Origin of the sequence: Staphylococcus sp. GDY8P67P (assembly GCF_017892545.1) — a bacterium.
GTDB lineage: Bacteria > Bacillota > Bacilli > Staphylococcales > Staphylococcaceae > Staphylococcus > Staphylococcus ureilyticus.
The window spans coordinates 40,175-65,489 of sequence record NZ_JAESLH010000027.1 but is presented as its reverse complement, the minus strand read 5'-3'; the positions used below and the strand labels follow the sequence as shown (position 1 = coordinate 65,489).

Sequence of the window (25,315 nt, the reverse complement as noted above, 5' to 3'; positions counted from 1 at the left end):
ATTCAGTTTTCAATGTTCATTGATGTGTTACAAGAATTAATTGTAACATTAAGTTTTTGTTAAGTCAATAATAAATTTTTATTTGTTATTGTTAAGTTTGTTTCGTTTGTTAACTCAACATTTAACATTGTATAACCATTCAATAATTTTAACAAGTGTCAAATTTACACTTTCTATTATTTTTATTTTGGTTTGTTTTTAAGCCGTCTCGTTTTGACGACTTTTATATAATATCAAGATTAATCTCACTCGTCAATTCAATTTCAATAACTTTTTAGTTAAATTTTACCTTTGTAATAACTAATTATTTTTTATATGTATAAATATGTCAAATTGTATAATTATATCAGTGTTGTTTGGACACATTACGCATTATACCGTCAATTATAATTGCATTTTTTGATTTCACTTATATTGATATAAAATAAGCTCATAGTAATAGAAAGTGCTACATTTATAAATGTAGCACTTTCTAACTTAATAGTTTTTTCGTAATTGTTCAATTATAATTACTGCTGTAAATTCTCTTTATCTTTACATTCTTTACATAGACCATAAATTTCCATTCGATGATGTGTCACATCAAAATTCGTTACGTGTTGAGCTAATTGCTCAACTTCATCTAGTTGTGGGTAATGAAAATCAACAATCTTTCCACAATTTTCACATATAACATGGTAATGATTATGTGTATTAAAATCGAATCGACTTGAAGCGTCGCCATATGGCAACTCTTTAACAATGCCTATTCCTTTAAATACACGTAAATTATTATATATCGTTGCAACACTTATATTTGGAAAATCGGGTGAAAGTGCTTGATAAATCTCATCAGCAGTGGGATGTGTTTCTGAAACAATTAAAAACTTCAATATCGCCTGTCTTTGTGGTGTTATTCTTATTCCATTATCTCTTAAAGACGCAATCGAGTCTTCTAATTGATGTTCAACTGTTTCCATCTCTGCACTCATGTCCCTCACCATCTTTCTATTTAATAATAATTATTACTTAATATTAATATAACTGTTGCATTATCGAATTGTCAATAAACAAAGACCATTTCAATCAATATCCTGTATTGGGATCAACTTCATTCTCAATTAAAGTATTGTTATTGAGAAAATAACTAAGATTTCGTTTGAATATCTGAGTAACTTCTTGTTTGTTTTCTGTCCCATTGCCCGTAATATGTGCTGTAATTGTAATATTATTTATATTATATAATTGGTTATTTGGAGTAAGTGGCTCGTTTTCAAACACATCTAAATATGATTGTCGTATGATGTTTTCTTTCATTACATTTGCTATTACATTTTCGTCTACGATTGTTCCTCTTCCTACATTAATAAATAAAGCAGCGTTTTTCATCTTTTCAAAATGTTCTCTTTGTAGTAGATGTATTGTTTCTTTCGTTTCTGGTAATGTATTAACAACAATATCTGCTTCTTCTAGTGCTTGAAATAAATTATCGATAGTATACGTTTGGGAAAACCCTTCTACATCACGACCAGTTGTATTAACACCTTGTACAATCATGTCCATCGCGTTAGCAATGGTTGCTGTTTTTTGCGCTATACTTCCTGTCCCTAAAAATAAAAGGGTTTGCCCGCTTACTCTTTTTCCAGTTAGCTTCGAATCATATTTTTTATTTGTTTGATTAATAAATGAAGTCTTCATTTTTTTATAGTCATCTAATATAAACGCCATGATAAATTCAGACATTTGTTTTGCGTGTACACCTCGACCATTCGTCAACAAGATATTATTACTATCGATATAGTTTAAAGGAAGCTTGTTTACACCGGTAGCATACCAGGCCAACCATTTCAGATTCGAGCATGACTCCAAAAAATCTTCATCTAATTTACCATCATATCCAAATAGTATGTCCAAATCCTTTTTATCATGGTCATTAATATCAGAAACACCCTGTGTAAATATAAACTTAACGTTTGGAAAAGCTTCAACTAAATCATTTTCTAAATCTCCCATTCTTTGTAAACTGACTGCCTTCATCTCTAATCACCCCAGAATTGTTTTTAATTCGTCCATTTGTGATTTTACTTTTACTTTTTCTATGACATCGATAATAACGCCATCTTCGTCAATAATGAACGTAGTTCTTACTATTCCCATACTTTCTTTTCCAAAATTTTTCTTTAGTTGATATACACCCACTTCCGCGGATAATTGATAATTTTCATCTACCAATAAATCAAAATTCAAACTATGTTTTTCGCTGAAGTTTTGATGTTTTTTCTTTGTATCTCCACTAATTCCATAAACTTTTGTATTAAGTTCATTAAAATATGATAAATTGTCTCTAAAATCACAGGCTTCTGTCGTGCATGTTGGCGTGTTATCTCTCGGATAAAAATAAAGCACTGCTTTATTTCCTCTTAATGTATCATTAGAAATAATATCACCATTTTGATTCTCAAGTCTAAATTCCGGAAATTGATCTCCTTTTTTCAACAAATAACTCACCCTATTTCTTTTTATTAATAATTATATGATACGATAATAAACGAAAATATTAAATAAAAGAGGTTGATATTAATGAAATTTACTGAAAGTGAAAGACTTCAAAATTACTCAAATGAATATATATTAGGAGGCGTAAATTCACCTTCTCGTTCATATAAAGCTGTAGGTGGTGGTGCTCCTGTAATGATGAAATCTGGCCAAGGCGCTTATTTATATGATGTAGATGGCAATAAATATATCGATTATTTACAAGCTTATGGACCAATAATTACTGGTCATGCTCATCCTCATGTGACTCAAGCTATTCAAGAACAAGCAGCACTTGGCGTATTATATGGAACGCCAACAGAACTTGAAATAAACTTCGCTAAGAAATTACGCGATGCTATCCCCTCATTAGAAAAGATTCGTTTCGTTAATTCTGGTACTGAAGCTGTAATGACGACAATACGTGTGGCACGTGCGTATACTAAAAGAAATAAAATAATTAAATTTTCTGGCCAATATCATGGTCATTCAGATTTAGTTTTAGTTGCAGCTGGGAGCGGACCTTCCCAATTAGGATCACCCGATTCTGCCGGTGTACCTCAAAGTGTAGCCCAAGAAGTCATCACAGTACCCTATAATGATATAGAAACTTATAAAGAAGCCATTGATTATTGGGGAGATGATATTGCAGCAGTACTCGTTGAACCTATTGTAGGTAACTTTGGTATGGTTAAACCTAAACCAGGATTTTTAGAACAAGTAAATGAAATTACACATAATAATGGAAGTTTAGTGATTTATGATGAGGTTATTACCGCTTTTCGTTTCCATTATGGTGGTGCACAAGACTTATACCAAGTTTATCCAGATTTAACTGCCTTCGGTAAAATTGTAGGTGGTGGTTTACCTATCGGGGGTTATGGTGGTAAACAAGATATTATGGAACAAGTTGCTCCCCTAGGCCCTGCATATCAAGCTGGAACGATGGCTGGAAATCCATTATCCATGAAAGCAGGCATCGCATTATTAGAAGTATTAGAACAAGATGGTATTTATGAATATTTAGATAGCCTAGGTCAACAATTAGAAGATGGTTTAAATAAATTAATACAAAAACACAATATCACTGCTACTGTCAATAGAGTTTATGGTGCATTAACGCTCTATTTTACAAACGAAATTGTCACACACTATGATCAAGTTGAAAATTCAGATGGTGATGCTTTTGCACGATTCTTTAAACTTATGTTACATCAAGGTATTAATCTCGCCCCTTCAAAATTTGAAGCTTGGTTTTTAACGACTGAACACACTAAAAATGATATTGAAAAAACATTAGATGCTGTAGATTATGCTTTTAGTCAAATGAAATAAACTTGAATTTTATAGGGAATCGTTGTATAACAAGTATAAACATAAATTTATTAAATATATGAAGGAGCGGTACATTTGAAATTAGGAGCACGCATTCTGAAGACAGGTATAGCTATTATACTTGCTTTGTTTATCGCTTCTCTGTTCCCTGATGAAGCAGGATTAAAAGCAATCGCTGCTGTCAGTGCGGTAATCGCGATGCAACCAAGTGTTTTTCGTTCCATTAAAACAATTTCTGAAAGAGCAATTGGTAACCTGATCGGTGCAATACTGGCAGTTGTTATGGTTACTGTTTTTGGTAATAATCCAGTAATCATGGGGGTTACTGTTATATTATTAATTGCTATTTTATTCCGTTTTAAATTGGAACATGTAGCTACACTTGCAAGTATAACTGCATTAATTATTATGGGAACACATACTGGTAACTTTTATATTTCTGCATTTTACAGATTTGTCCTTGTTATGGTAGGTGTAATTAGTTCTTCTGCAGTTAATCTTTTATTCTTACCCCCTAAATTCGAGTCTAAAATTTATTATAATTCTTTAAACATTTGTTCAGATATCTTTGTATGGTTCAAACTTGTATTAAATGATACCTCTGAATATCATCATATAAAAGAGGATAGAGGGCTAATCAGCAAACGTATTACAAAATTAGAACAAATCTTTGAATACTACGAAGAAGAAAGACCTTGGACGAAAAAGCAAATGTATGCGCAAAATAGAAAAAAAATTCTATTTAAACAAGTTGTCCGTAGCACACGGCAAGCATACGATGTTTTAAAACGAATGAATCGTTATCAAAACGATCTTCATAATTTGAATAACGAGCTGTTACTTCAAATAAAATTAGAAATAGATTTGCTAATCGCCTATCACGAACAAATCTTTATTAGTATTTCAAAGAAAGCACGTTATGATATTAGTCACTTTGATAGTCAGATAGAAAATCCACAAAAAAAAGATTTAATGGATGCTTTCCAACGCGAAATCATTAAAGATCCTTATCAGACAACATATTCATTCACTAATATAATGCAGATTATTTCAGCTATAGAAGAATATCGTTATACTATAGAACACTTGGATCGTTTAGTTATCAGTTTCTTCTCATATCATTCTAATGATAATGAAATTGAAATTGAAGAAGAAGATTTTGATCTATAAAAACTCAATATTTTAACTAAAAAGACCAGAGACATTTAAAAATGTCTCTGGTCTTTTATATTTATTAGTTCGTTCAAAGTCTTTTTATAAATTTTGAATGCTATAAAGATGTTCATAAGCACCTTTTTTCGCTAATAATTCTTGATGTGTGCCACTTTCTACTATTTCACCATTTTCTATAACAACAATTTTATCTGCATGAGTAATTGTAGATAATCTATGTGCCACAATTAACGTAGTACGATCTTTACTTAAGATATTTAATGCATCTTGTATAATAGATTCACTTTCTAAATCCAATGCACTCGTTGCTTCATCTAAGATAATAATCGGTGGATTATTCAAGAAGATTCGCGCTATAGATATACGTTGCTTCTGGCCTCCAGAGAGTTTAACTCCTCTTTCACCCACTTCTGTATCATATCCATCTGTTAATTCCATGATGAAATCATGTGCGTTTGCCATTTTTGCAGCAGCAATGACCTCTTCATCTGTTGCATCGGGTCTGCCTAATAAAATATTTTCTTTAATCGTATCTGAGAATAGTACGTTATCTTGTTGAACTAATCCAATTTGATGTCTGAGGCTACCTGTTAAATAGGACTTAATATTGGTGCCGTCAATTTTAATTTCACCATCTGTAACATCATAAAATCTTGGTATGAGATTGATAAGTGTTGATTTACCTCCACCACTCATACCGACAAACGCTACTGTTTCGCCTTGTTCGATATCCAAATTAATATGGTTTAATATCGTAGATTCATCCGCATTATATCGGAAACTCACATTATTAATTTCAATACGTCCTTCTTGAATTTCTAATGGTAAGGCACCTTTTTTATTCTTTATGTCATAACTTTCATCCATAAGTTGGAACACACGATCCATCGATGCAAAACTTTGCGTTAATGTTGTAAATGAAGAAACCAATCTACGTAAAGGTCCAAATAATTGTTCGAGATAACCCACAAATGCAGCGAGCGTACCAACTGTAATGGAACCGTTAATAGCTAAAACCGCACCAGAACCTATTACAATTAATGGCCCTAAATCAGTTACTGTATTAATTGCAGCAAATGAATAGGCATTCCATCTCGTATGCGTAAATGCGCGTTGTAAGAAATTGCTATTATGCTTATCAAAATTCACTGCTTCGTTATCTTCTATTGCAAAACTTTTAATGACTGACATGCCTTGTACACGTTCATGTAAAAATCCTTGTACTTCAGCCAAGGCTTGAGATCTCTTACGTGTCAGATTTCTTAAACGTCCAAAGAAGAAGTAGACAGTCAAAATATAAACTGGAAATACTATAATTGCAGCTAGTGTTAATTTTACATCTAGTACAAACATAATAGATAAAGCGATAATGATAGTGATACAATCAAGCCAAATATTCATAAGGCCTGTCAGGATGAAATCTTTTGTTTGTTCAACATCATTAATAACCCGTGAAATAACTTGCCCAGCTTGGTTATTAGCATAGAATCTTGCACTTAGTGCTTGTAAATGATTATATAGACGCTTACGAATGTCATATAATATTTTATTACTTGTCCACTGAGCTAAATATTGTCTTAAAAATTCTATAGGGGGCCTTACGATTACAAAAATAAATACGGCTATTCCTAGCGCAATTCCCAATCTAGCAAATTTTTCTTCTACCGAGATTGCACCGTTATTGATAATGTCATCAATAACATATTTAATTAATAACGGAATAAGCATTGGAATACCAAATTTTAATATACCAACAAGAATTGTGGCAATGATCCGCCATTTATATGGTTTTACGAATTGTATATATCTGCGAATCATACAAACTATACCTCCCTGCTTATTTCAGCAAATGAAACAGCCTTCGTTGAAATTCAACGAGGCTGTTATTACAATTATCTACGATCAGATCATTTAGTTAAGCATTTGCTATTAAGATTTATTCTATACAATTAACTTGTATCATATATACCTTTAATACTATATCGGATATAACTATCAATTACATTAAATATGCTTAATAATCTCTAATCTTTTTAAACCGTTCACGCCAAACTTTAATAAAATCCGGTGCAAAAGGACCTTTTTTTTGTTCAATCCATTGTTGAAGAATATCTACGTTTCTTCGTAAAATTACATCAATATCAGATGAATAATTCATTTGACGCATATGTTGTTCATATTCATCTTCATCTAATAAATGATATTTACCATTGGGATAGACTTTAATATCTAAATCATAATCTATATATTTGAGTGCTTCCTCATCACAGACAAATGGTGAGGATAAATTACAATAATAATAAACACCATCTTCTCTAAACATACAAATAACGTTAAACCAATATTCGGAATGGAAGTATACAATTGCAGGTTCTCTTGTAATCCATGTGCGATTATCACTTTCTGTTACCAATGTATGGTCATTACCACCAATGACTACATGATCCGTACCTTTTAAAATAGTTGTTTCAGACCAAACACGGTGTATATTTCCATCGTGTTTATAACTTTGAATTTTTATCGTCTGACCCTCTTTAGGTATGGACTCTTTAACCATGCTCCACACCACCTTTTCTGATTTCACATATTGAATTATAACATAATTAACGATTACAGAACGACCTTAATTATTTGTTATTAAAAAATTATATATTTTTGACATACTTACTGGAAAGTTATAATTAACTTTATCATCTACAGGCATCCACTGCATATTGTTAGCTAATGTAATCTCTTGCCGATTAACACAACTTTTAGATATATACACATCAATATCCCATGTTAAATGTGTAAACTGATGTTTTAAAGAATAAACAGGATTAGCTTGAAATTCAATTTCTGTAAATAATTGTGTATTAATATTTTCGTTGCTTTCCGCTTCATACATAGGAAATTCCCACATATTATTTAATAATTTTTGAGTTCTTTTTTCAATAAGTAAATCACCCTTTTCGTTACGCACTATATAGACATTTTGTTTTATATGTTTTTTCTTCACTTTAGTCGTTTTTACAGGTAACTGCTCAACTGTTCCTTGTTCAAAGGATTCACAATGTTCTTGTACAGGACAAAATAAACATAACGGATTTTTTGGTGTACAAATTAATGCGCCTAGTTCCATCATCGCTTGATTAAAAGTACCTGAATCTTCTTGAACATATGTTTCTAAATCTTTTTCAAATGCTTTTCTCGTAGTTTGTAATTTGGTATCGCGATGATCATTATTTAGTCTTGACCACACTCTAAAAACGTTACCATCGACTGTTGCTAATGGAAGGTTGAAAGCAATACTCATGACTGCTGCTTTGGTGTATGGACCAACGCCTTTCAGTTCTCCAAAACGCTTCGGATCATTAGGTACCTCACCATTATAATTTACCGCTACATCTTTGATTGCATTATGGAAGTTACGTGCACGACTATAATAGCCGAGTCCTTCCCAATATTTTAGCACTTCATCTTCATGTGCGTTGCTTAAATCAGTTATTGTTGGAAACCTACTTACAAATTTATGATAATAATCGATAACCGTCTTCACTTGAGTTTGTTGTAACATTACTTCACTTAACCAAATATAGTATGGATTTTTAGTTTCTCTCCATGGCATTTGTCTTTGATTTTTCTCAAACCATTTTACGAGATTATTTTTAAATTCTGATTCGTTATACATGTTATACATCTCTTTCTCTACGTGATTCTAAAACTTTTTTTCTTCATTTTAGTATGTTAATTTTATTATTTAGTATATTAGATTATAATAGAAATAATATTGAAATGAAATGAGAGGATACTTATGGATACAGGTACGCATATTGTCATGGGTATTGGATTAACCGCTTTGGCAACACAAGACCCAGCGATGACTGGTTCATTTGCAGCAACTGCAACTACTCTAATCATCGGTTCTCTGATACCAGATGGAGACACAGTTTTAAAACTTAAGGATAATGCCACTTATATATCAAATCACAGAGGTATAACACATTCAATACCTTTTACGATTCTGTGGCCATTACTTATAACTTTATTTATATTTACATTTTTTAAAAATATTGATGCTAGCCATATCTGGTTATGGGCTCAGCTTGCGGTCTTTCTTCATGTCTTTGTTGATATATTTAATTCATATGGAACCCAAGCGCTCAGACCCATCACAAATAAATGGATTCAACTCAGTGTCATCAATACATTTGACCCAATCATATTCATCCTTTGGTGTGTCGGCATTTTGCTTTGGGTATTAGGCTTACATCCATACCTTTCATTTTTCCCTATTTTTGGTATTCTTGTTGTTTATTATATTATTCGGTTTAGGATGCAAGCCATCATTAAACAACAAGCGCTTAAACAAATAAAGCAAGAACATAACCCTGTTAAAGTTTTTGTTGCACCTACCATGCGATTTATGGAATGGCGTGTTGCTATTCAAACAGAAAATCACGATTATGTTGGACGCAGTTATGGTAGAAATATCGTTTTTAGTGATAAATCTGAGCGTCATCCTTTTCCTAGTAATGATTTAATGCAATTTGTTAAAGATGATAAAAACATAAAAACTTTCCTTAACTTTTCATCTATATATCGCTGGCAAGCTAGAAAGCTAGATGATGACACGACAGAAATTAGACTAATCGATTTACGCTATCTAAAAAATGGTCACTATTCTTTTGTAGCAATCGCACATCTAGACGAATTTATGAATATTGATCATTCTTATATTGGTTGGGTGTTTAGTGAAGATAAATTACAAAAAAAATTATTTGCAAAGTAAAAATTTTATTGGTAGTAACAAAGGCTGGGACACAAGATTGTGTCTCAGCCTTTACTAATAAGATTGAAAATGACTAAAATCATTATTTATGGTTTGTATTTTGAGCAATTACATTTTCGTTATGATTTGAATCATTTTTTAATTTGTCATCAGTATCCTTTTTCTCATGCGCAACTCTAAATTTCTGATATGCTGTCGTTCTAAACAGAGCAAATATCAATGCACAAGCTGTCGCCATTAAAAATATAAAATAAAAATGGTATGGTATATTATTTAAGCTTAATGCACCTAAAACAACAGACTGTGAGATTCCCTCTATAAGATAAAATAACGGGTTCAACATTAAAATATGAGAAATTACTGTTGAATTACTGGACGGAATATACACAATTGGTACGAGAAAAAACATAATGACTGATAATATATAAAATATGATATCTACATTATTTTTGGTAATAGTTAGTAAACCAAATACTGTAGAAATAACTACGACAAAGATAATTGACATTATAACAAAGTATATTGTCGATGGAATGGAACTCTCTATATTAACTGGTGTCATTAATATAATCATCATTAACGCAATAAACATTAATAAATTAGAAATAATAGCTATCATAATCGTTTGAAAAATTGGATTCAAATTAAAAACTTTAGCAGTAAAATACTCTTTTTTAAACAATTGATAACTTTGATAAATAGCTATCCAGATAAATGAAAAACTTATTAATGCTGCTAATCTAAAATAACCACGTGCTTGTTTTATTTCTTCTGTACCATTCACATTAAATATGAACATTAGCAGACATAATAACAGGATGCTAATAATAAATGGTATTACAAACCATTTCCATTGCCCCTTTAATCGATGGTACAAGTGTTTACTTAAAAATGGTGCATTCTTATAAAAATTAATTAAATTATCTATCATTTACTACACCTACAATTCAATATATATCCATTTATCATTTTTAAAATCTGCCATGAAATAACCATCACCTGATTTAGTAATCCAGAAGTTATTATCAATATTAAATTTCTCTTTTAACTTCGCTTTATCTTTCATCGGAATTGTAAACCCGGAAAGTTTATTTTGATCATTAAATATCATTGCAATCGGTTGTTGAACGATAGGTACAATAAAGCGATCATTTTTCCCTTCTTCTGGAACTAGTGAATCTGTCACAGTACCATGCTTTTTATGTAAGTGACTATTAAAAAATTCAAAATAATTACTATAATTTTTACTCATAAATGGCGCGAGTGCATCCCCACTATGTTCTTCAAATAAACCTGCTGGATCAAAATAACGAATATCTTTTTTTCCGACTTTATAAGACTGATTATCGACACTAACACGATAATTTTTTGTGTTTTCACCAGTAATGGTAAGCAAAGCGTACTTGCTAGGACTTAACTCTTTTCCTTTTTTTAGGTTCTTTAATTTAACTGAATCATCTAATACGATTCCGTATGATAGTTTAACTTCGTAAGGATTTTTAGGTTGGTTTTGAATAGTGGCTTGGTCTTCATTTTGTCCTATGTTAATTTTACCAATATCATTAAATATTAACACTGCTGTTAAAAGCACACCTAGCATACAAATAGTTATAAATGTCCAGAATCTAACTAGTACAACCGGTGGTTTAACGTGGTTATATCTTTCAATTCGTTTGAAATTATAAGTTAACTCAGGCGTACGCGCTCTACTTTTTTTCCAATCTAAATCAAAATTTCGTTTTTCTTCATCACTTTCTAAAGATGCTCTATCTCTCTCATGTTCATTAAATACAGGAATGACTTGTTTAATAGAACCTTCCATTCTAAGTTGACCATGCGAAACCCACGCTATATAATTACTTGCCTTACTAACTCTTTCAACATTGTCATCTATCATAACAATGGTTAAATTATTATTTATGTATTCATCTGATAGTTCAATTGCTTTTTCAAAATATTCATCCGTTAAATTTTGCAGTATTTTATTAAAAATAATAATACTTGCTTTAGATGTTCTGGCAAGTGAAAAAAGTATGCGGGCATATACTTCATCTGGTAATTCACATATAGGCGTATCACTTTGCGCTTTGACATGTGCATATTTTAGAACTTGTTCAACTTTATGCGTATTGACTTTGTATGGGAATAATGTAACTGCATTAGATATGTAATCTTCAACCGATATATTTTGAGCATATTTATCGTCTATATCTGCATAAAACAAATCTGTTTTGCGCACAACTCTTCCCTTATCAGGTTTAATTTCACCACTTAATATCCGACCTACAAGAGATTTTGAAGACGCAGGCTCACCGATGATGCCAAGTGATTCACCTTGATAGATATGTAGATTAATATTATTTAACTCTATGTTATCTGCATCATAACCAAAAGGCTGATACCACTTTTTTGATTTTTTATTTCTATAGTAATGTGTTACATTAAGTAACTTTAAAATAATTGAACTACCCATACTATCTTCATCCTTCTACAGTTTTAATAATGCTAAGGGCAAACCTTCTTCTGGCTCTGAACTATTGATTCTGAATCCCCATGCAAAAATACCTTTAAGTCGTTCTACCTTAAAATAACTTTTTGTACCATCATTCAGTTGATAAATTTTGCCAAGTTCTACTTTATTTCTATCTACTAAATAGCTTTCTGCTATGATTGCTTTACTTGCATATACGTCATACTCGTTATAAATACCATTCATTTCTGCTTTGCGCATTTGTTCTTTATACCCTTGAATTTCATGACGTAATTCTATTTCACTCATTTCACTCAATTTCTTCCGTTCCATTCTCAATTCCACTCTCTTCTAGTTTAGATTTTATTTTATCATATTGATAGCCTTTTCTCATAAGTGTTTCAATCGTTTTATTGACTAATTTTCTACCTGTATACTTTTTCGAACTCTTAGTATACGCTTTTTCTAAATCGTTTTGTAATAACATGTCTAATGATTCTTCTGATTGTGAAAAATCTAATTCTTCCATCACAATGTTAATCGTTTCAAATGTATAACCTTTTTGCATCAAAGATTGTTTCAACTTTTCTTCACGCTTTATTTGTGGTCCTTTTTTTTGTTTCAATATTTTATTTGCTAATTTTATAATCTTGTCTAAAGGTTGTTCTTCATTATATAAAAGCGCATATTCATCAATGATATTTTGCTCTATACCAGCTTCGCGTAATTTTTGTTTGAAAATTTCAGGTCCTTTATCCGTAGTTAAAATCATAGTGTTTTTTAAACTATTCGCGTAGTCTTTATGATCTATTAAATTTTGCTTATGGCAATAATCTAATACATCTGCAATAACACTTTCTGAAATATCTTTCTTTGCTAGATGCTGTGCCACTTCGTGCTCAGTTCTTTTTCTATATGACAGATATTGAATCGCTATATTAATCGCTTGTCTATATTGCTCATACTTTTGAATTTTTTCCATTTCAGCTGCTTCAACAAGTTGTCCCTTTTTAAGATTGAAATAGACAAAAGTATCAATATCAATACCCATCTCAAATTCATCATCTAAATATAAATTAAAACGTTCTTTATTGTTTTTTTGAACTTCTATTTTTGTGATTTTCGGCATTATCTTCACTCCACTTATAAGAATAACTTATATTGTTTATGAATGGAATTATAGTGATTTTTATTTGCAAACTTCAACTTCATTATTTTTATATACAAATTATATCATGGTTCAAGGTTTATTCCTTTCACAAAATGACATCGTTAATCTACAAATTTCAATATATTTTATAGTACTTAACAAGCATTTAAAAAACCTTCATTGCACAGTTGAAATTAACGTATTTTGTATTTTTAAAATATTTAAAAAAGCCCCTTCCAAGCATTCATTTTTTCATGACTACTAAGGCAGGGACTTCTCTTTGACAACTTATCTTATACTTCTCGTGATACTTGCTGATATTACTATAATCATACGCCTAATTCTAATAATGCATTTTTGTATTGTTCATCTGAAATAAATTCTTGTTGTTTCATTTTTTCTAAATCCGTTTTCACTCGATTTATGAAATTATCCGACATATCATCGATGTTATAAACACTAGGTGCATTAATTTTGCTTGCTAAAATGGCACTCTGTAAAACTGAAATTTGTGGCAACTCTTGATTATTTTTATCTGTCGTAACCCCAAAGTAATAATTTGCAGCTGATTCTACTGAATAATTATCACTACCGTAATAAATGTTATTCATATAAAAACTAAGTATTTCATCTTTACTGTAGTTTTTTTCAACGCGATGAGCTACAAACAATTCTTTAACTTTACGTGTAATAGACTGTTCATTATCATAAAAATAATTTTTTACTACCTGTTGCGTGATTGTACTTCCACCTTGTACATTTTTATCACTTAATGTCGAAAAAAGTGCCCTTGACGTTCCTTTTATATCAAATCCGTGATGCCTATAATAGCGTTCATCTTCCATAGCTATAAATGCACCTTTAGTATATTCTGGCATGTTTGAGACAGATACAAACGAATTCTTATTTTCTATTTTTTTTAATTCATCAATATCTGCGCGCGTACTCAAAGCATACATTATAGCAATAAATATTCCTAAAACAATTAAAATAGGAATAAGCAATTTGAAGAAAAGTCCTTTTCCTTTTTTCTGTTTTTTTGTTTTTGTTACTGGCTGAAAATAAGTATTATATTGAGGTTCGTTTACAGTATCAGCTTGAGATTTTTTGGTTGTTTGCTTATAACGATCGCTTCTTTTCATGCGGTAGCTCCTTTATATTGCTCTCATATCATTATAAGTGAGTTTATCAATTGTTGGAATTTTTATCTATAGTAAATCATAAAAATCGGTCCAAGGGTGTATATGTAACTCCTATCATGGCATTATGATCAAAGCTTTTAAAATTTATAATATCTCAATACCAAAATACGGTTTGAATTTAAAATTCAATGCTAATAAGAAACAAAAAAGTTGCCTATATTTTATAATGAACCACTTTAGCACATTCAAAGTAAATTCATCTAAAACATAGACAACTATTTCATTAATACCATTTTTTAAAATTGACGTACCACAAATGATTAGGCATTTAATTGATCTACGATTGCTTTATTAAAGTCATCTAAATCATCAGGTGTACGACTAGTTACAATATTCTTATCAACAACTACAGATTCGTCAACAACTTGTGCACCAGCGTTCGCTAAATCTTTACGAACATTTAGTACTGCAGTTACTGTTCTACCTGATAAGTCGTCTGTATCTATTAAAATTTGTGGTCCATGGCAAATTGCAAACGTTGGGACATCATTTTTGGTAAAGTATTTAGCAAATGTAGCGTATCTGCCTTCAGAATCACCACGTAGATGATCAGGTGAGAAACCACCTGGAATTAATAATCCATCATAATCTTCTGGTTTTGCATCAGCAATACTTACATCCACAGAAACTTTTTCACCATGTTTCCCAACAACTTCACTATTGGCTTCATCTCCAATAACAACAGTTTCGTGTCCTGCTTCTTCAATTGCTTCTTTAGGACTTGTTAATTCTACATCTTCAAATTCATTCGTTACAATAATTGCTACTTTTTTAGCCATGAATTATCACCTTTCCATATTTATGTTATATACTCTGTATAGACGAAACTAGAGTTTTTTAAACATAAAAACTTTCAATACTCCGAAATTTAATCTGATGATTTCGAAACTGATTTAACTTTTTCTTCTAATTGATCTAATAAGCCAATCCATTCGTCTATGTCTTCTACTTTTACTTCATTTGGGTTCACATGATCGATATCATTCATAAATTTTTCTAATCTCTTTTTTATTTGATCTATTGTTTGATTGTCATCCATTGTATTAGTAACTCCTTTTTTTCAGATATTATTATACTAACATGGATTTGACAAATTTTGCTAAAGTCTTAATAATTATAAACTGAAATAATTTAACAAAATTAGAATAATTTCTATATGTTTAACCATTTCATATATTTAAACCTAAACCAAGCTTTAATAAAAGGATGTTTTAAATGACATATCAAAAATCTATATTATCTAGTATTAAAAAACCTATATCTATATTTAATGATCCATGGGAAACCTATAATGATATTCAAGAACATAATGCATTAACTTTAAGTAATATTGAATTCACCACGACGAATCTCTGTAATATGCGTTGCAGTCATTGCGCGGTAGGATACACACTTCAAACTGCAGACCCTTCTCCTTTACCAATAGATTTAATTTATCGACGTTTGGATGAAATCCCAAATTTAAAAACGATGTCCATCACTGGTGGTGAACCTATGTTTTCAAAGAAATCTATTAAAAATGTTGTGAAACCACTATTGAAATACGCCTATGAACGCGGGATTTATGTTCAAATGAATTCAAATCTTACATTACCTATCGACAGATATTTAGATATAGCTGAATATATTGATGTAATGCATATTTCACATAATTGGGGAACGATAGATGAATTTACAGAAGTTGGATTTGGAGCAATGGAAAAACAGCCACCATTGAAAGCAAAATTGAGACTTTATGATCAAATGTTATCAAACGCTCAAACACTTTCTGAACAAGGCATGTTCATTTCTGCTGAAACAATGTTAAACAAAAGTACAAGACCTTATCTGAATAAAATACATAATGAAATTGTTAATGATATGAAATGTCAAAGACATGAAATTCATCCGATGTATCCTTCTGACTTTGCTAGTCAATTAGAGGTGTTATCATTAGCTGAAATCAAAGAAGCAATTCATCACTTACTAGATATTCGACATCCAGATATATGGATGCTTTTTGGTACATTACCCATTTATCCATGTATTTCCAACGAAGATGATCAAGCATTACTACATAGATTAAGAAATTCCAAAAATGTTACGATGCGAAATGATCCAGATGGTAGAAATAGATTAAATGTGAATGTGTTCTCTGGAAACATTATAGTGACTGATTTTGGTGATGAAAATGGTACTTTATCAAATATTAAAAATGATAAACTCACAGATGTTTTTGATGCATGGTTAAAGACACCTTTAGCACAATCATTAAACTGCCATTGCCCTAAATTTAATTGCTTAGGACCAAATGTACTCGTAAAAAATATGTATTATCCTGATACAAATTTCAAACAAAATGAAATAGATATGCATCGACGTTATCCTATGCATTGATCATCTCTATTAAATTTGATAATTCAATCAAAAAAGGAATGTCATTTTCAAATAAGATGAATATCCTTAGTCAAAACTAAGATTTCAATCATCATATTCGGAATAGACATTCCTTATCTTTATTCAATATGCTGCACACTAGCTAAAAACTCAATTGTTTCTTTACTTTCTTGTCTTCTTTCTTTACGGCGTTTAACCCTCGCTAACGCTGTTTCATGAAACCAGTTTTCAGTTTTTGATTCTGGATACACTTGTGGTACATTTGATGGTTTACCTTCATTGTCCAGTGCAACAAAAGTCAAAAAACTCAGTGCTGCTAGGTGCCTTTCATTTTTCAAAACATCCTCAATTGTAATTTGTACACATACTTCCATTGATGATGTACCTGCATATGACACCATTGCCTCATATGATACGATATCGCCCGTTTTAATTGGCTTTAAAAAATCAACAGAATCTGTAGATGCCGTAACAACTTGTGCGTTACTATGCTTCATTGCTGTAATTGCTGCTATTTCATCAATGTTAGCCATCAACATTCCACCGAACATCGTATGATGATGATTCGTATCTTGCGGAAATACTTGTCTTGCTTTAACACTTCTCGATTCAGACATCGATTTCATTTTAGTAGTTCCCATAATATATTCCTTCCCTTTTTTAAACTTAAGCAAATATAAATTAGGAGTGGGACAGAAACCTATTTTTATTAAAAAGATTTCGCCGTCCCACCCCGAAAATGATGATTTTAATTGGAAAATATCTAATGATTAAACTATTTTTATTTTAAAATGATTAATTAGCCCAATTACCATTTTCAAAAATCAGTTCTTGCTCGCCACTTGCTGTGATTCCATAAATCGTTAAATCAGAACTACCAATCATAAAGTCGACATGAACCAGTGAATCGTTTAATCCATGTGCTAATTTTTCTTCAGTAGTCATCGTTGTGCCACCCTCAATATTAAAGCCATAAGCTGAACCTAATGCAATATGACAAGAGGCATTTTCATCAAATAACGTGTTATAAAATATTGTATTCCGATTAGAAATTGGGGAATCGTCTGGTACTAAAGCCACTTCACCCAAGTGTTTGGCTCCTTCGTCTGTATTCAGTAAATCACGTAGCACTTCTTCACCTTGTTCGGCTTTAAAGTCTACTACTTCACCATCTTTAAATGTAAGTGTAAATCCATCAATAATATTACCGTTATGGCTTAATGGTAATTTATTCGTTACATATCCATTCACTTTCAATCGATGCGGTGCTGTGAATACTTCTTCTGTCGGAATATTAGCAACAAATGCTTGACCATTCTCTGTATAACTCGTTGCATCTTCCCAAATATGCCCTTTTGGAAGTCCAATTTTTAAATCAGTTCCTTCAGAGATATAATGCAAAGCCTCATAGCTTTTATGTTGCAATTTATCTGCATGTTTACTTAAATTTGCAATATGCTTTTCCCAATTTACCACTGGATCATTTCCGTCTACACGTACAATGTCTAGGACTTCATCAATAAATTTTTCATATGCTGCTTCTACAGTTAATTCTGGGTATACACGTGCTGCCCACGCTTTTGATGGAAATGCAGCTACACACCAAGGAAATTGATTTTTCTGACTTGCTTCCATATAACCTTTATATGCTGTAGCGTATTGTCTTTGGAACGTGGCTAATTTATCACTATCTATACCATTTAATAAATCTGGATCCTGAGTAATTAATGCTAGATTTGCTGCACCACGGTTAACATAATCCATGCGTTTAGCTACCTCGTATGTCTTAACTTCATTTTTTTCAAAATGTTCAACTGTTTCATTTTCAAATTTAAGACGTGCTAAACGATCATCACTATACTCTACTTTCACATCTGAAGCCCCTCTTTTATATGCTGCTTCAACTATGTAATGTGTCAATTCTAAAGCATCTACGCTTGAACGGATGAATACTGGTTGGCCTTCTTGTACGTTCATGCCAATGCCTGCTAATAATTCAGCGTACTGTTTCATTTTATGTTGTAATTGCCCCATATTTAAACTCTCCCTTATTTACGAATTTGTCCAAGCGCATCTGCAATTGCTGAAGCTTCACTTGGCGTAAATGAGGCTTTCGAAGTTACATAATCATATACCTCTTTTACTTCTTGCGCATCAGCAGATTTATATTTTTCGGGATTGATTAAACTTTGATTAACTAGATTTAAACGATCACGAATTTCTTCAATCATTTCTTCGTTATTTTTAGTCACAACTCTCACCTCTTTTTAATTTATTTTATCAAATTTGCTAACCTTGTAAAACTTTTATCATAATTCCTCTTTAGAAATGATTAAAAAAACATTAAAATGGGAAATAGGATTATATAATTTGGAGGTCAATATATGATTACAGTTGCATTTGTTTGTTTAGGAAATATTTGTCGTTCACCTATGGCAGAAGCTATAATGCGCCAAAGATTAAAAGATAGAAGTATCGATGGTATAGAAGTCACTTCAAGAGGTACAGGTAAATGGAATCTTGGTCAATCACCTCACGAAGGGACACAAAAAATATTAACTGAACATCATATTCCATTTGATGGGATGATTAGTGAACTATTTGATTCTAACGACGACTTTGATTATATTATTGCTATGGATCAAAGCAACGTTGATGATATTCAAAGTATTAATCCAAATATTAAAGGAAAATTATTTAAATTGTTAGATTTCAGTGATATGACTGAAACTGATGTACCAGATCCTTATTATACAAACAATTTCGAAGGCGTGTATAAAATGGTACAATCGTCTTGTGATAATTTAATTGATTTCATTATTAAAGATGCTAATTTAAGAGAGGGGTAACAACATCATGCAAAACAAATTAATTCCAGGTATATTATTAGGTGCTGTAATAGGAGGCGCAGCAACACTTGCTGACAAATCTACACGCCAATCATTAAAACAATCAATTAAAGATATTAAAGAAGGTAATCGTTCACAAAAGCCTTCAGCATTTTCTAACATTAAAGATGAAGTTTCATATTGGAAAGATGCAATTGAAGAAATTAGACGTAATAATCCTGAGTTAGAACGCTCTTTAAAAGATGCAAAGGATACATTTGTTGAACGCAAAAATAATCGTTTGAAAAATTAAGGAACAGCTTTACTAATGAACATTATAAATGTTTATCTATTTCATATTTATAAATTGAAGTGAATCGTCAAAGATGACTAGCAGAAATATAACATAGTCAACTTAGCGGGGGTGGGAATTGGAAATCAACTTGTTAGTTATGATTTCTTTCCTACCCTCTTTATTTTTGATTTATTATCTGATATTTTATTTCTCAAAAGATACTTTATTTCAAAAGAATGTGGCAACACATATTTACCTTTAATAGATTTTACAGTATATTAAACTGTATACGTAAAATATCAGTATACAAGGAGATTTGATATGTCTAAAAATGAAAAAACATCTTCTAATTTTCTGAATGAAACTAAAGAAGTTGAAGAACAAAAGAACAAAAAAGATAAGCACGAACAAATTGAACGTGATCGCATATACATAACACCAAATGAATTCAAATCGAAATCACCAAAAAAAGATAATCAAGAATTTTTTGTCTCACGTATCAATAAACCAGCAAAATATACTAAAGATTCAAATTTTTTCTCTTATTTAGTATATAGAATAGGAAAAGACGATGCATCAGGATTATCAGCACAATTATCCTATTATTTTATGCTGTCACTATTTCCTATGTTACTTTTCTTGTTATCTATTGTGCCATATCTCGGTATTAAACAAGGTTCAATTAGAAGCATGATTAAGGAACATGTACCACAAGATTACGCACCACAAGTATCATCTATTATCGGTGATATTATGGACAATGCTAGTGGTGGCTTACTATCTATTGGGTTAATCGCAGCATTATGGTCTGCATCCAACGGTATGACTGCATTAATGAATTCGTTCAATGTCGCATATGATGTTGAAGATAGTAGAAACTTTGTAGTTTCTAAACTATATAGCGTGTTATTCACCTTAGCAATGATAATCGTAATGCCAGTTGCGCTTGTTTTACCTACATTTGGTCAACAAATTGGCGATCTATTATTTGGGCCTATTGGACTTGGTGAACAAGTGAAATGGGTATTTGATACAGTACGTTTTGTATTGCCCGTTATTGTCGTTCTAATTGCATTTATGGTTTTATACACATTAGCGCCAAATGTTAAAATTAAAATGCTTTCAGTTATACCCGGTGCTATTTTTGCAACTATCGTATTTTTAGGCGGCTCTTATTTATTTGGTATTTATATTTCAAACTTTGCTAATTATTCTAAAACATATGGTAGTATTGCCGGTATCATTATATTAATGCTATGGCTTTATATCACTGGTTTTATCATCATCATTGGTGCTGAAATCAATGCTATTATGCATCAAAGAAAAGTTGTTGCAGGTAAGACACCAGAAGAAATTACCATTGATCAACTTGAAGAAGAAAAAAATAACGATGTAAATGAAACGACTTAATTTTCTTTATATATAAATTTAAAAAGCTAAAACCTAGGCACACATTATTTGCTTAGGTTTTAGCTTTTTTTATTGTATTAAATTATGTTGAAATGCATAAATTACAGCTTGAGTTCTATCTTGTACTTCTAATTTACTCAACACGTTACTGACATGTGTTTTAACTGTTTTGATTGTAATATGTGAAGCACTAGCAATTTCCTGATTTGAGTATCCTTTAGCGATTAATAATAATATCTCCATCTCACGTTCAGTTAACATCTCATATAATTCAGCGCGTTGTTTCATACGATTCCTCATCTTAACCAACACTTCTGCTTCAAACACAGATTCATCACGATATGTTTTACGTATCGCTTCGGCGATATCGCTGGCACTTGTCGTTTTTAAAATATAACTATCTACACCAGAATCTAAAGCACGGTATACTTCATTATCTTCAATATAACTGGTTAGCATAACAACTTTAATGTGTGGCAAATCTTTCTTGATTTGTTCTGTAGCTTCTACACCATCCATATCATCCATGAGTAAGTCCATTAAAATTAAATCAGGCTTAAGTTCATGTGCTTTTTCAATTGCATCTTTCCCCGATTGCCCTTCTCCGACTACTTCTATATCTGGTTGAGTAGATAAATAACTAGAAATACCAATTCTGACCATTTCATGATCATCAACAAATAATACTTTAATCGGCATACGAATCCTCCTTATTTAATGGGGCTTTAACTTCAATCCGTGTTCCTGAATCTGGCAGTGATACTATATGAAATGTTGCGCCAATTTCAAGTGCTCGTTCACGCATATTTTTTAACCCATAGCTTTGTTCTACCTTATCATCAACGTTAAAGCCTTTACCATCATCTTGTATACGTAATAATAAATATTCTTCTCTATTAAACAATTCAATTGTAACTTTTGTACCTTTTGAATGTCTTAATGTATTTGAAATTGCTTCTTGTGTAATTCTAAACAAATGATCTTCAATGCCTTTAGGAACGTCGAAATCCTCAATATCATGTACGACTTTCATTGGCACTTTTTTCTGTAGATCAACTACTAAATCTTTGATACCTTGGCCAAGTGATTTATCCTTCAAGCCAATTGGTCTTAAATGTAATAGCAAGGCACGCATTTCTAATTGTGAATCTTGGACCATTTTTTCCAATACTGGAATTTGTTGATCTAAAGGTGCTTTCAAATCAGTTTCTTTAATGGCAGAGAGCATCATGCTTGCTGCAAATAGTTGCTGGCTAACGGAATCATGTAACTCACGAGCCAGTCTTTGCCTTTCATCTTCAATTATTTTTTTAACTTTCACATCGTTCATATTATATGATTCATTCGTTAAATTTTGTGTTTTTAAACGTAATTTATGAACTTCTTGATTGAGCGGTACAAGTGTCTGATATAATTCAATTGTTTCATTATATAATTCTATATTCTGGTCGTTGATACCAACTGTTTGTCCTTCAATAGAACGTTCAATTTGATCTTGTAACCAATGATTTTGTTGGTTGATTTTATATGCTAATACTGAGCCAACTATGATGCATAGTAATATAACTAATAAATTAATAAATAGTAAAACTGGAATACCAAAGATTTGTGTATAAATCATACCTTGAAAATATATAATATTCACAAATACTTTATCTATAAAAAACATAGCGAAAAATGTACTATAAACTAATATCAACATCGACCCTATTGCTCTTATGTAGTGATTCATTTATAAATCACCTCAACATCTCCTATGAATGTTGACAAATAGACATTAACAGCATAATTATCTTCTTTTGTTTCTTCAATAACTTTAATATTGTTGTTTTCAACTTTATATGATGTTTCATTGACGTATGCATTGCCATAAAGTGCTGAAAAATGTAATTTTATATTGTAATTTAAAGGCACAATAATTTGCACTTTACCTAAAAAATGTCTGATTACTACCGTATTATGTTCTCTAATATTAGCAGCTTTAGACATATCTATATGAATATCACCAATACCATGCTGTATTTGTAAATCTTCCCATTTATAAACATAAATAGGTGTACGTTGCTCACCAAACCACTTTTGTTTAATAAATTCTGGAGATTCTACTGCCTCTTCTGTCGCAATAATTTTCAACGGTTTAAATCTATAAAAGATATATCTCACTATTAACACAATTAAAAATATAAATAATATAATAATCGTGTATTTATTAGATAATAAGGTAAAAGCAATAAGTAATACCCCTATCCAAAATGATAATAAACCTCGTATTTTATGAAAATATAAATATCCTACATAAACCAATATACAGCCTAATAATAATACAAAAATAAAGCCAATTTTTTCAAAGAAAATATAGTAGAAATTAGCTATTATCATTAATGCTGTAAACACAATCAACATCTCAGTTGATATATATTTATGAGTCATGTTTCGCCACCTTTCTTCAAGCGACTAAACTAATTTGTTCGATTAAATCACATTCTGTTTCAACATTTACTTTTTCTTTAGCTTGTTGTGATAAATCGGCTACAATACGTGCGTAGTCTGCTTCCATTTCATTCAAATCATTTTTAATTTTTTCTATATCATAGTGCTCAATTTCCTGTGCACATTCAATATCAGATTCATCTAAAATGTCGATATATTTATTTTCTAAAGATAATGTTAAATGATCTATTAGCCTAGCTACATAAGTTTTTCTTTCAAATAGATAATTTATGTACATTTCTATACTTCTTAATTTTTTATCAAGATATTGTCTATACTCAATTAAGCTTGAATAAAAGGTTTGTTTGGTCATTTTTTCTAAATAAGTCGTAATATAATTCATAGAATCACCTCATGATTGATTAGATTCTATTATAAAAAATATCCGGAACCATTAGTATAGGCTCCGGAACCATCTTATATTAGGACTTTAGACCGAAACTTATTCTAATCTATTTTAGTAGTTAAAACTGGTCCTTCTTTCGTTACTATAACGGTATGTTCAATTTGAGCAACAAAGCTTTTATCTTGCGTTTCAAAAGCCCATTCATTTTTACCTTCTGTGACAAATGTTGCTTTTGAAGAAATAAATGGCTCAACAGCAATTACAGTGCCTTCTTTAAGCAATGTTTTATCTTTTGGATCATAATAATTCATCACATGGCTTGGAGATTCATGTAATGACTGACCTACACCATGACCTGTTAAATTTTTAATCACAGTTAAATCATTTTTACGTGCCGTCGCATGGACTGCTTTACCAATTTGACTTAGCTTCGCACCAGGCTTGATTTTGGTCATAGCTGCATCAAATGCTTCTAATGCAACATCACAAACTTTTTGTTTCAATGGATTATCCGCTTCACCAACTACAAATGAAATCCCTGTGTCCGCATAATAGCCATTTTTCAAGGCAGAAACATCAATATTTACTAAGTCGCCTTCACGAATTTTTCGTTTTCCAGGAATACCATGTGCCACTTCTTCATTTACGCTGATACAAGTTTGGCCTGGAAAGTTTTCGTCATGAATTGGCGCAGAAATAGCTCCATGTGCTTCAAATAAATCTTTTGCAATATCATCAAGTTCTTTTGTAGTAATACCAGGTTTAGTAGCTTCTTGCATTTTGTCTCTGACAAGTGCACAAATGTATCCAATATCTTTTAGTGCTGTTAATTCTTCTTCTGTTTTTACAATCATTTTATCCCGTTCCTTTTTGTAAATTATATTCCTTCTTATTATAGCAGACTTTTTTTGATATAATAAATTAGAAAATTTTTATCATATATAGTTTAACATTT

At 31.2% G+C, this 25,315-nt stretch carries 28 protein-coding genes; 7 read left to right on the top strand and 21 right to left on the bottom strand.

Going from position 1 to position 25,315, the window contains the following annotated elements:
* Positions 1 to 509: 509 nt before the first annotated feature.
* The 3 genes from perR to bcp form a co-directional block, all read right to left on the bottom strand.
* Positions 510 to 971, bottom strand: a complete 462-nt coding sequence (gene perR / locus KA833_RS10635; protein WP_046207933.1) for a peroxide-responsive transcriptional repressor PerR — start codon at positions 969 to 971, stop codon at positions 510 to 512.
* 94 nt (positions 972 to 1,065) lie between these two features.
* A complete protein-coding gene (locus KA833_RS10630) occupies positions 1,066 to 2,016 on the bottom strand; it encodes an NAD(P)-dependent oxidoreductase (protein ID WP_046207934.1) in 951 nt (316 codons plus the stop codon).
* A 6-nt stretch (positions 2,017 to 2,022) separates the two neighbouring features.
* The gene (gene bcp, locus KA833_RS10625; protein ID WP_210128656.1) at positions 2,023 to 2,478 is read right to left on the bottom strand and encodes a thioredoxin-dependent thiol peroxidase; all 456 of its coding nucleotides are present in this window, start codon (positions 2,476 to 2,478) and stop codon (positions 2,023 to 2,025) included.
* Between the two features lie 81 nt (positions 2,479 to 2,559).
* On the opposite strand from bcp, the gene KA833_RS10620 reads away from it, so the two are divergent.
* Both KA833_RS10620 and KA833_RS10615 read left to right on the top strand, forming a co-directional pair.
* The gene (locus KA833_RS10620) at positions 2,560 to 3,849 is read left to right on the top strand and encodes a glutamate-1-semialdehyde 2,1-aminomutase (protein WP_046207936.1); all 1,290 of its coding nucleotides are present in this window, start codon (positions 2,560 to 2,562) and stop codon (positions 3,847 to 3,849) included.
* 75 nt (positions 3,850 to 3,924) lie between these two features.
* Positions 3,925 to 5,019: an FUSC family protein gene (locus KA833_RS10615; RefSeq protein ID WP_046207937.1), complete on the top strand. Its 1,095-nt coding sequence runs from the start codon at positions 3,925 to 3,927 to the stop codon at positions 5,017 to 5,019.
* Positions 5,020 to 5,103: 84 nt separating this feature from the next.
* Here the strand turns inward: KA833_RS10615 and KA833_RS10610 are convergent, their stop codons facing one another.
* From KA833_RS10610 to mutY, 3 genes are all read right to left on the bottom strand, one after another.
* Positions 5,104 to 6,840, bottom strand: coding sequence for an ABC transporter ATP-binding protein (locus KA833_RS10610; protein WP_070039301.1), 1,737 nt, complete (start codon positions 6,838 to 6,840; stop codon positions 5,104 to 5,106).
* Between the two features lie 196 nt (positions 6,841 to 7,036).
* Complete coding sequence (gene ntdP / locus KA833_RS10605) at positions 7,037 to 7,579, bottom strand: nucleoside tri-diphosphate phosphatase (protein ID WP_019469633.1); 543 nt, start codon at positions 7,577 to 7,579, stop codon at positions 7,037 to 7,039.
* Positions 7,580 to 7,645: 66 nt separating this feature from the next.
* Positions 7,646 to 8,692, bottom strand: coding sequence for an A/G-specific adenine glycosylase (mutY, locus tag KA833_RS10600; RefSeq protein ID WP_210139560.1), 1,047 nt, complete (start codon positions 8,690 to 8,692; stop codon positions 7,646 to 7,648).
* Positions 8,693 to 8,815: 123 nt separating this feature from the next.
* Between mutY and KA833_RS10595 the strand changes: the two genes are divergently transcribed.
* Entirely contained in the window at positions 8,816 to 9,793 is a 978-nt protein-coding gene (locus KA833_RS10595; RefSeq protein WP_046207940.1) for a metal-dependent hydrolase, read from the top strand.
* An 82-nt stretch (positions 9,794 to 9,875) separates the two neighbouring features.
* Here the strand turns inward: KA833_RS10595 and KA833_RS10590 are convergent, their stop codons facing one another.
* The 7 genes from KA833_RS10590 to KA833_RS10560 form a co-directional block, all read right to left on the bottom strand.
* A complete protein-coding gene (locus KA833_RS10590; RefSeq protein WP_046207941.1) occupies positions 9,876 to 10,724 on the bottom strand; it encodes a sugar ABC transporter permease in 849 nt (282 codons plus the stop codon).
* A 9-nt stretch (positions 10,725 to 10,733) separates the two neighbouring features.
* The gene (locus KA833_RS10585; protein WP_210128658.1) at positions 10,734 to 12,266 is read right to left on the bottom strand and encodes an ATP-binding cassette domain-containing protein; all 1,533 of its coding nucleotides are present in this window, start codon (positions 12,264 to 12,266) and stop codon (positions 10,734 to 10,736) included.
* Between the two features lie 15 nt (positions 12,267 to 12,281).
* Positions 12,282 to 12,596, bottom strand: a complete 315-nt coding sequence (locus KA833_RS10580) for a YfhH family protein (protein WP_046207943.1) — start codon at positions 12,594 to 12,596, stop codon at positions 12,282 to 12,284.
* Positions 12,574 to 13,392: a recombination regulator RecX gene (gene recX / locus KA833_RS10575; protein ID WP_046207944.1), complete on the bottom strand. Its 819-nt coding sequence runs from the start codon at positions 13,390 to 13,392 to the stop codon at positions 12,574 to 12,576. Before recX ends, KA833_RS10580 begins: the two co-directional genes overlap by 23 nt.
* Before the next feature lie 350 nt (positions 13,393 to 13,742).
* Positions 13,743 to 14,555 (bottom strand): monofunctional peptidoglycan glycosyltransferase SgtB, encoded by an 813-nt coding sequence (gene sgtB, locus KA833_RS10570; RefSeq protein ID WP_046207945.1) that lies wholly within the window; start codon positions 14,553 to 14,555, stop codon positions 13,743 to 13,745.
* A gap of 320 nt (positions 14,556 to 14,875) precedes the next feature.
* Positions 14,876 to 15,394: a type 1 glutamine amidotransferase domain-containing protein gene (locus KA833_RS10565; RefSeq protein ID WP_210139558.1), complete on the bottom strand. Its 519-nt coding sequence runs from the start codon at positions 15,392 to 15,394 to the stop codon at positions 14,876 to 14,878.
* Positions 15,395 to 15,483: 89 nt separating this feature from the next.
* Positions 15,484 to 15,654 (bottom strand): SE1561 family protein, encoded by a 171-nt coding sequence (locus tag KA833_RS10560; protein WP_019469624.1) that lies wholly within the window; start codon positions 15,652 to 15,654, stop codon positions 15,484 to 15,486.
* Positions 15,655 to 15,830: 176 nt separating this feature from the next.
* Between KA833_RS10560 and yfkAB the strand changes: the two genes are divergently transcribed.
* Positions 15,831 to 16,991, top strand: coding sequence for a radical SAM/CxCxxxxC motif protein YfkAB (gene yfkAB, locus KA833_RS10555; protein WP_176745331.1), 1,161 nt, complete (start codon positions 15,831 to 15,833; stop codon positions 16,989 to 16,991).
* Between the two features lie 119 nt (positions 16,992 to 17,110).
* On the opposite strand, the gene KA833_RS10550 is transcribed toward yfkAB, so the two are convergent.
* The 3 genes from KA833_RS10550 to KA833_RS10540 form a co-directional block, all read right to left on the bottom strand.
* Positions 17,111 to 17,632, bottom strand: a complete 522-nt coding sequence (locus KA833_RS10550; protein ID WP_046207947.1) for an acyl-CoA thioesterase — start codon at positions 17,630 to 17,632, stop codon at positions 17,111 to 17,113.
* Between the two features lie 154 nt (positions 17,633 to 17,786).
* A complete protein-coding gene (locus tag KA833_RS10545; RefSeq protein ID WP_064209715.1) occupies positions 17,787 to 19,025 on the bottom strand; it encodes an aminopeptidase in 1,239 nt (412 codons plus the stop codon).
* A gap of 14 nt (positions 19,026 to 19,039) precedes the next feature.
* The gene (locus KA833_RS10540; RefSeq protein ID WP_046207949.1) at positions 19,040 to 19,243 is read right to left on the bottom strand and encodes a DUF1128 family protein; all 204 of its coding nucleotides are present in this window, start codon (positions 19,241 to 19,243) and stop codon (positions 19,040 to 19,042) included.
* 132 nt (positions 19,244 to 19,375) lie between these two features.
* Between KA833_RS10540 and KA833_RS10535 the strand changes: the two genes are divergently transcribed.
* From KA833_RS10535 to KA833_RS10525, 3 genes are all read left to right on the top strand, one after another.
* Entirely contained in the window at positions 19,376 to 19,840 is a 465-nt protein-coding gene (locus KA833_RS10535) for a low molecular weight protein-tyrosine-phosphatase (RefSeq protein ID WP_046207950.1), read from the top strand.
* Positions 19,841 to 19,847: 7 nt separating this feature from the next.
* Positions 19,848 to 20,132 (top strand): YtxH domain-containing protein, encoded by a 285-nt coding sequence (locus KA833_RS10530; RefSeq protein WP_046207951.1) that lies wholly within the window; start codon positions 19,848 to 19,850, stop codon positions 20,130 to 20,132.
* 303 nt (positions 20,133 to 20,435) lie between these two features.
* Positions 20,436 to 21,524 carry a YihY/virulence factor BrkB family protein gene (locus KA833_RS10525; RefSeq protein WP_046207952.1) on the top strand — a complete coding sequence of 363 codons (1,089 nt, stop codon included), beginning with the start codon at positions 20,436 to 20,438 and terminating at the stop codon, positions 21,522 to 21,524.
* A gap of 69 nt (positions 21,525 to 21,593) precedes the next feature.
* Here the strand turns inward: KA833_RS10525 and vraR are convergent, their stop codons facing one another.
* From vraR to map, 5 genes are all read right to left on the bottom strand, one after another.
* Entirely contained in the window at positions 21,594 to 22,223 is a 630-nt protein-coding gene (gene vraR, locus KA833_RS10520; protein ID WP_019469616.1) for a response regulator transcription factor VraR, read from the bottom strand.
* Positions 22,213 to 23,256 (bottom strand): sensor histidine kinase VraS, encoded by a 1,044-nt coding sequence (gene vraS, locus KA833_RS10515; RefSeq protein ID WP_046207953.1) that lies wholly within the window; start codon positions 23,254 to 23,256, stop codon positions 22,213 to 22,215. Before vraS ends, vraR begins: the two co-directional genes overlap by 11 nt.
* A complete protein-coding gene (gene vraT / locus KA833_RS10510) occupies positions 23,253 to 23,954 on the bottom strand; it encodes a cell wall-active antibiotics response protein VraT (protein ID WP_064209716.1) in 702 nt (233 codons plus the stop codon). The genes vraS and vraT overlap by 4 nt, the downstream gene beginning before the upstream one ends.
* 16 nt (positions 23,955 to 23,970) lie before the next feature.
* A complete protein-coding gene (locus tag KA833_RS10505; protein ID WP_019469613.1) occupies positions 23,971 to 24,357 on the bottom strand; it encodes a hypothetical protein in 387 nt (128 codons plus the stop codon).
* Between the two features lie 104 nt (positions 24,358 to 24,461).
* On the bottom strand, positions 24,462 to 25,214 hold the full coding sequence (gene map, locus KA833_RS10500) for a type I methionyl aminopeptidase (RefSeq protein WP_046207955.1): 753 nt from the start codon (positions 25,212 to 25,214) through the stop codon (positions 24,462 to 24,464).
* Between the last annotated feature and the right edge of the window lie 101 nt (positions 25,215 to 25,315).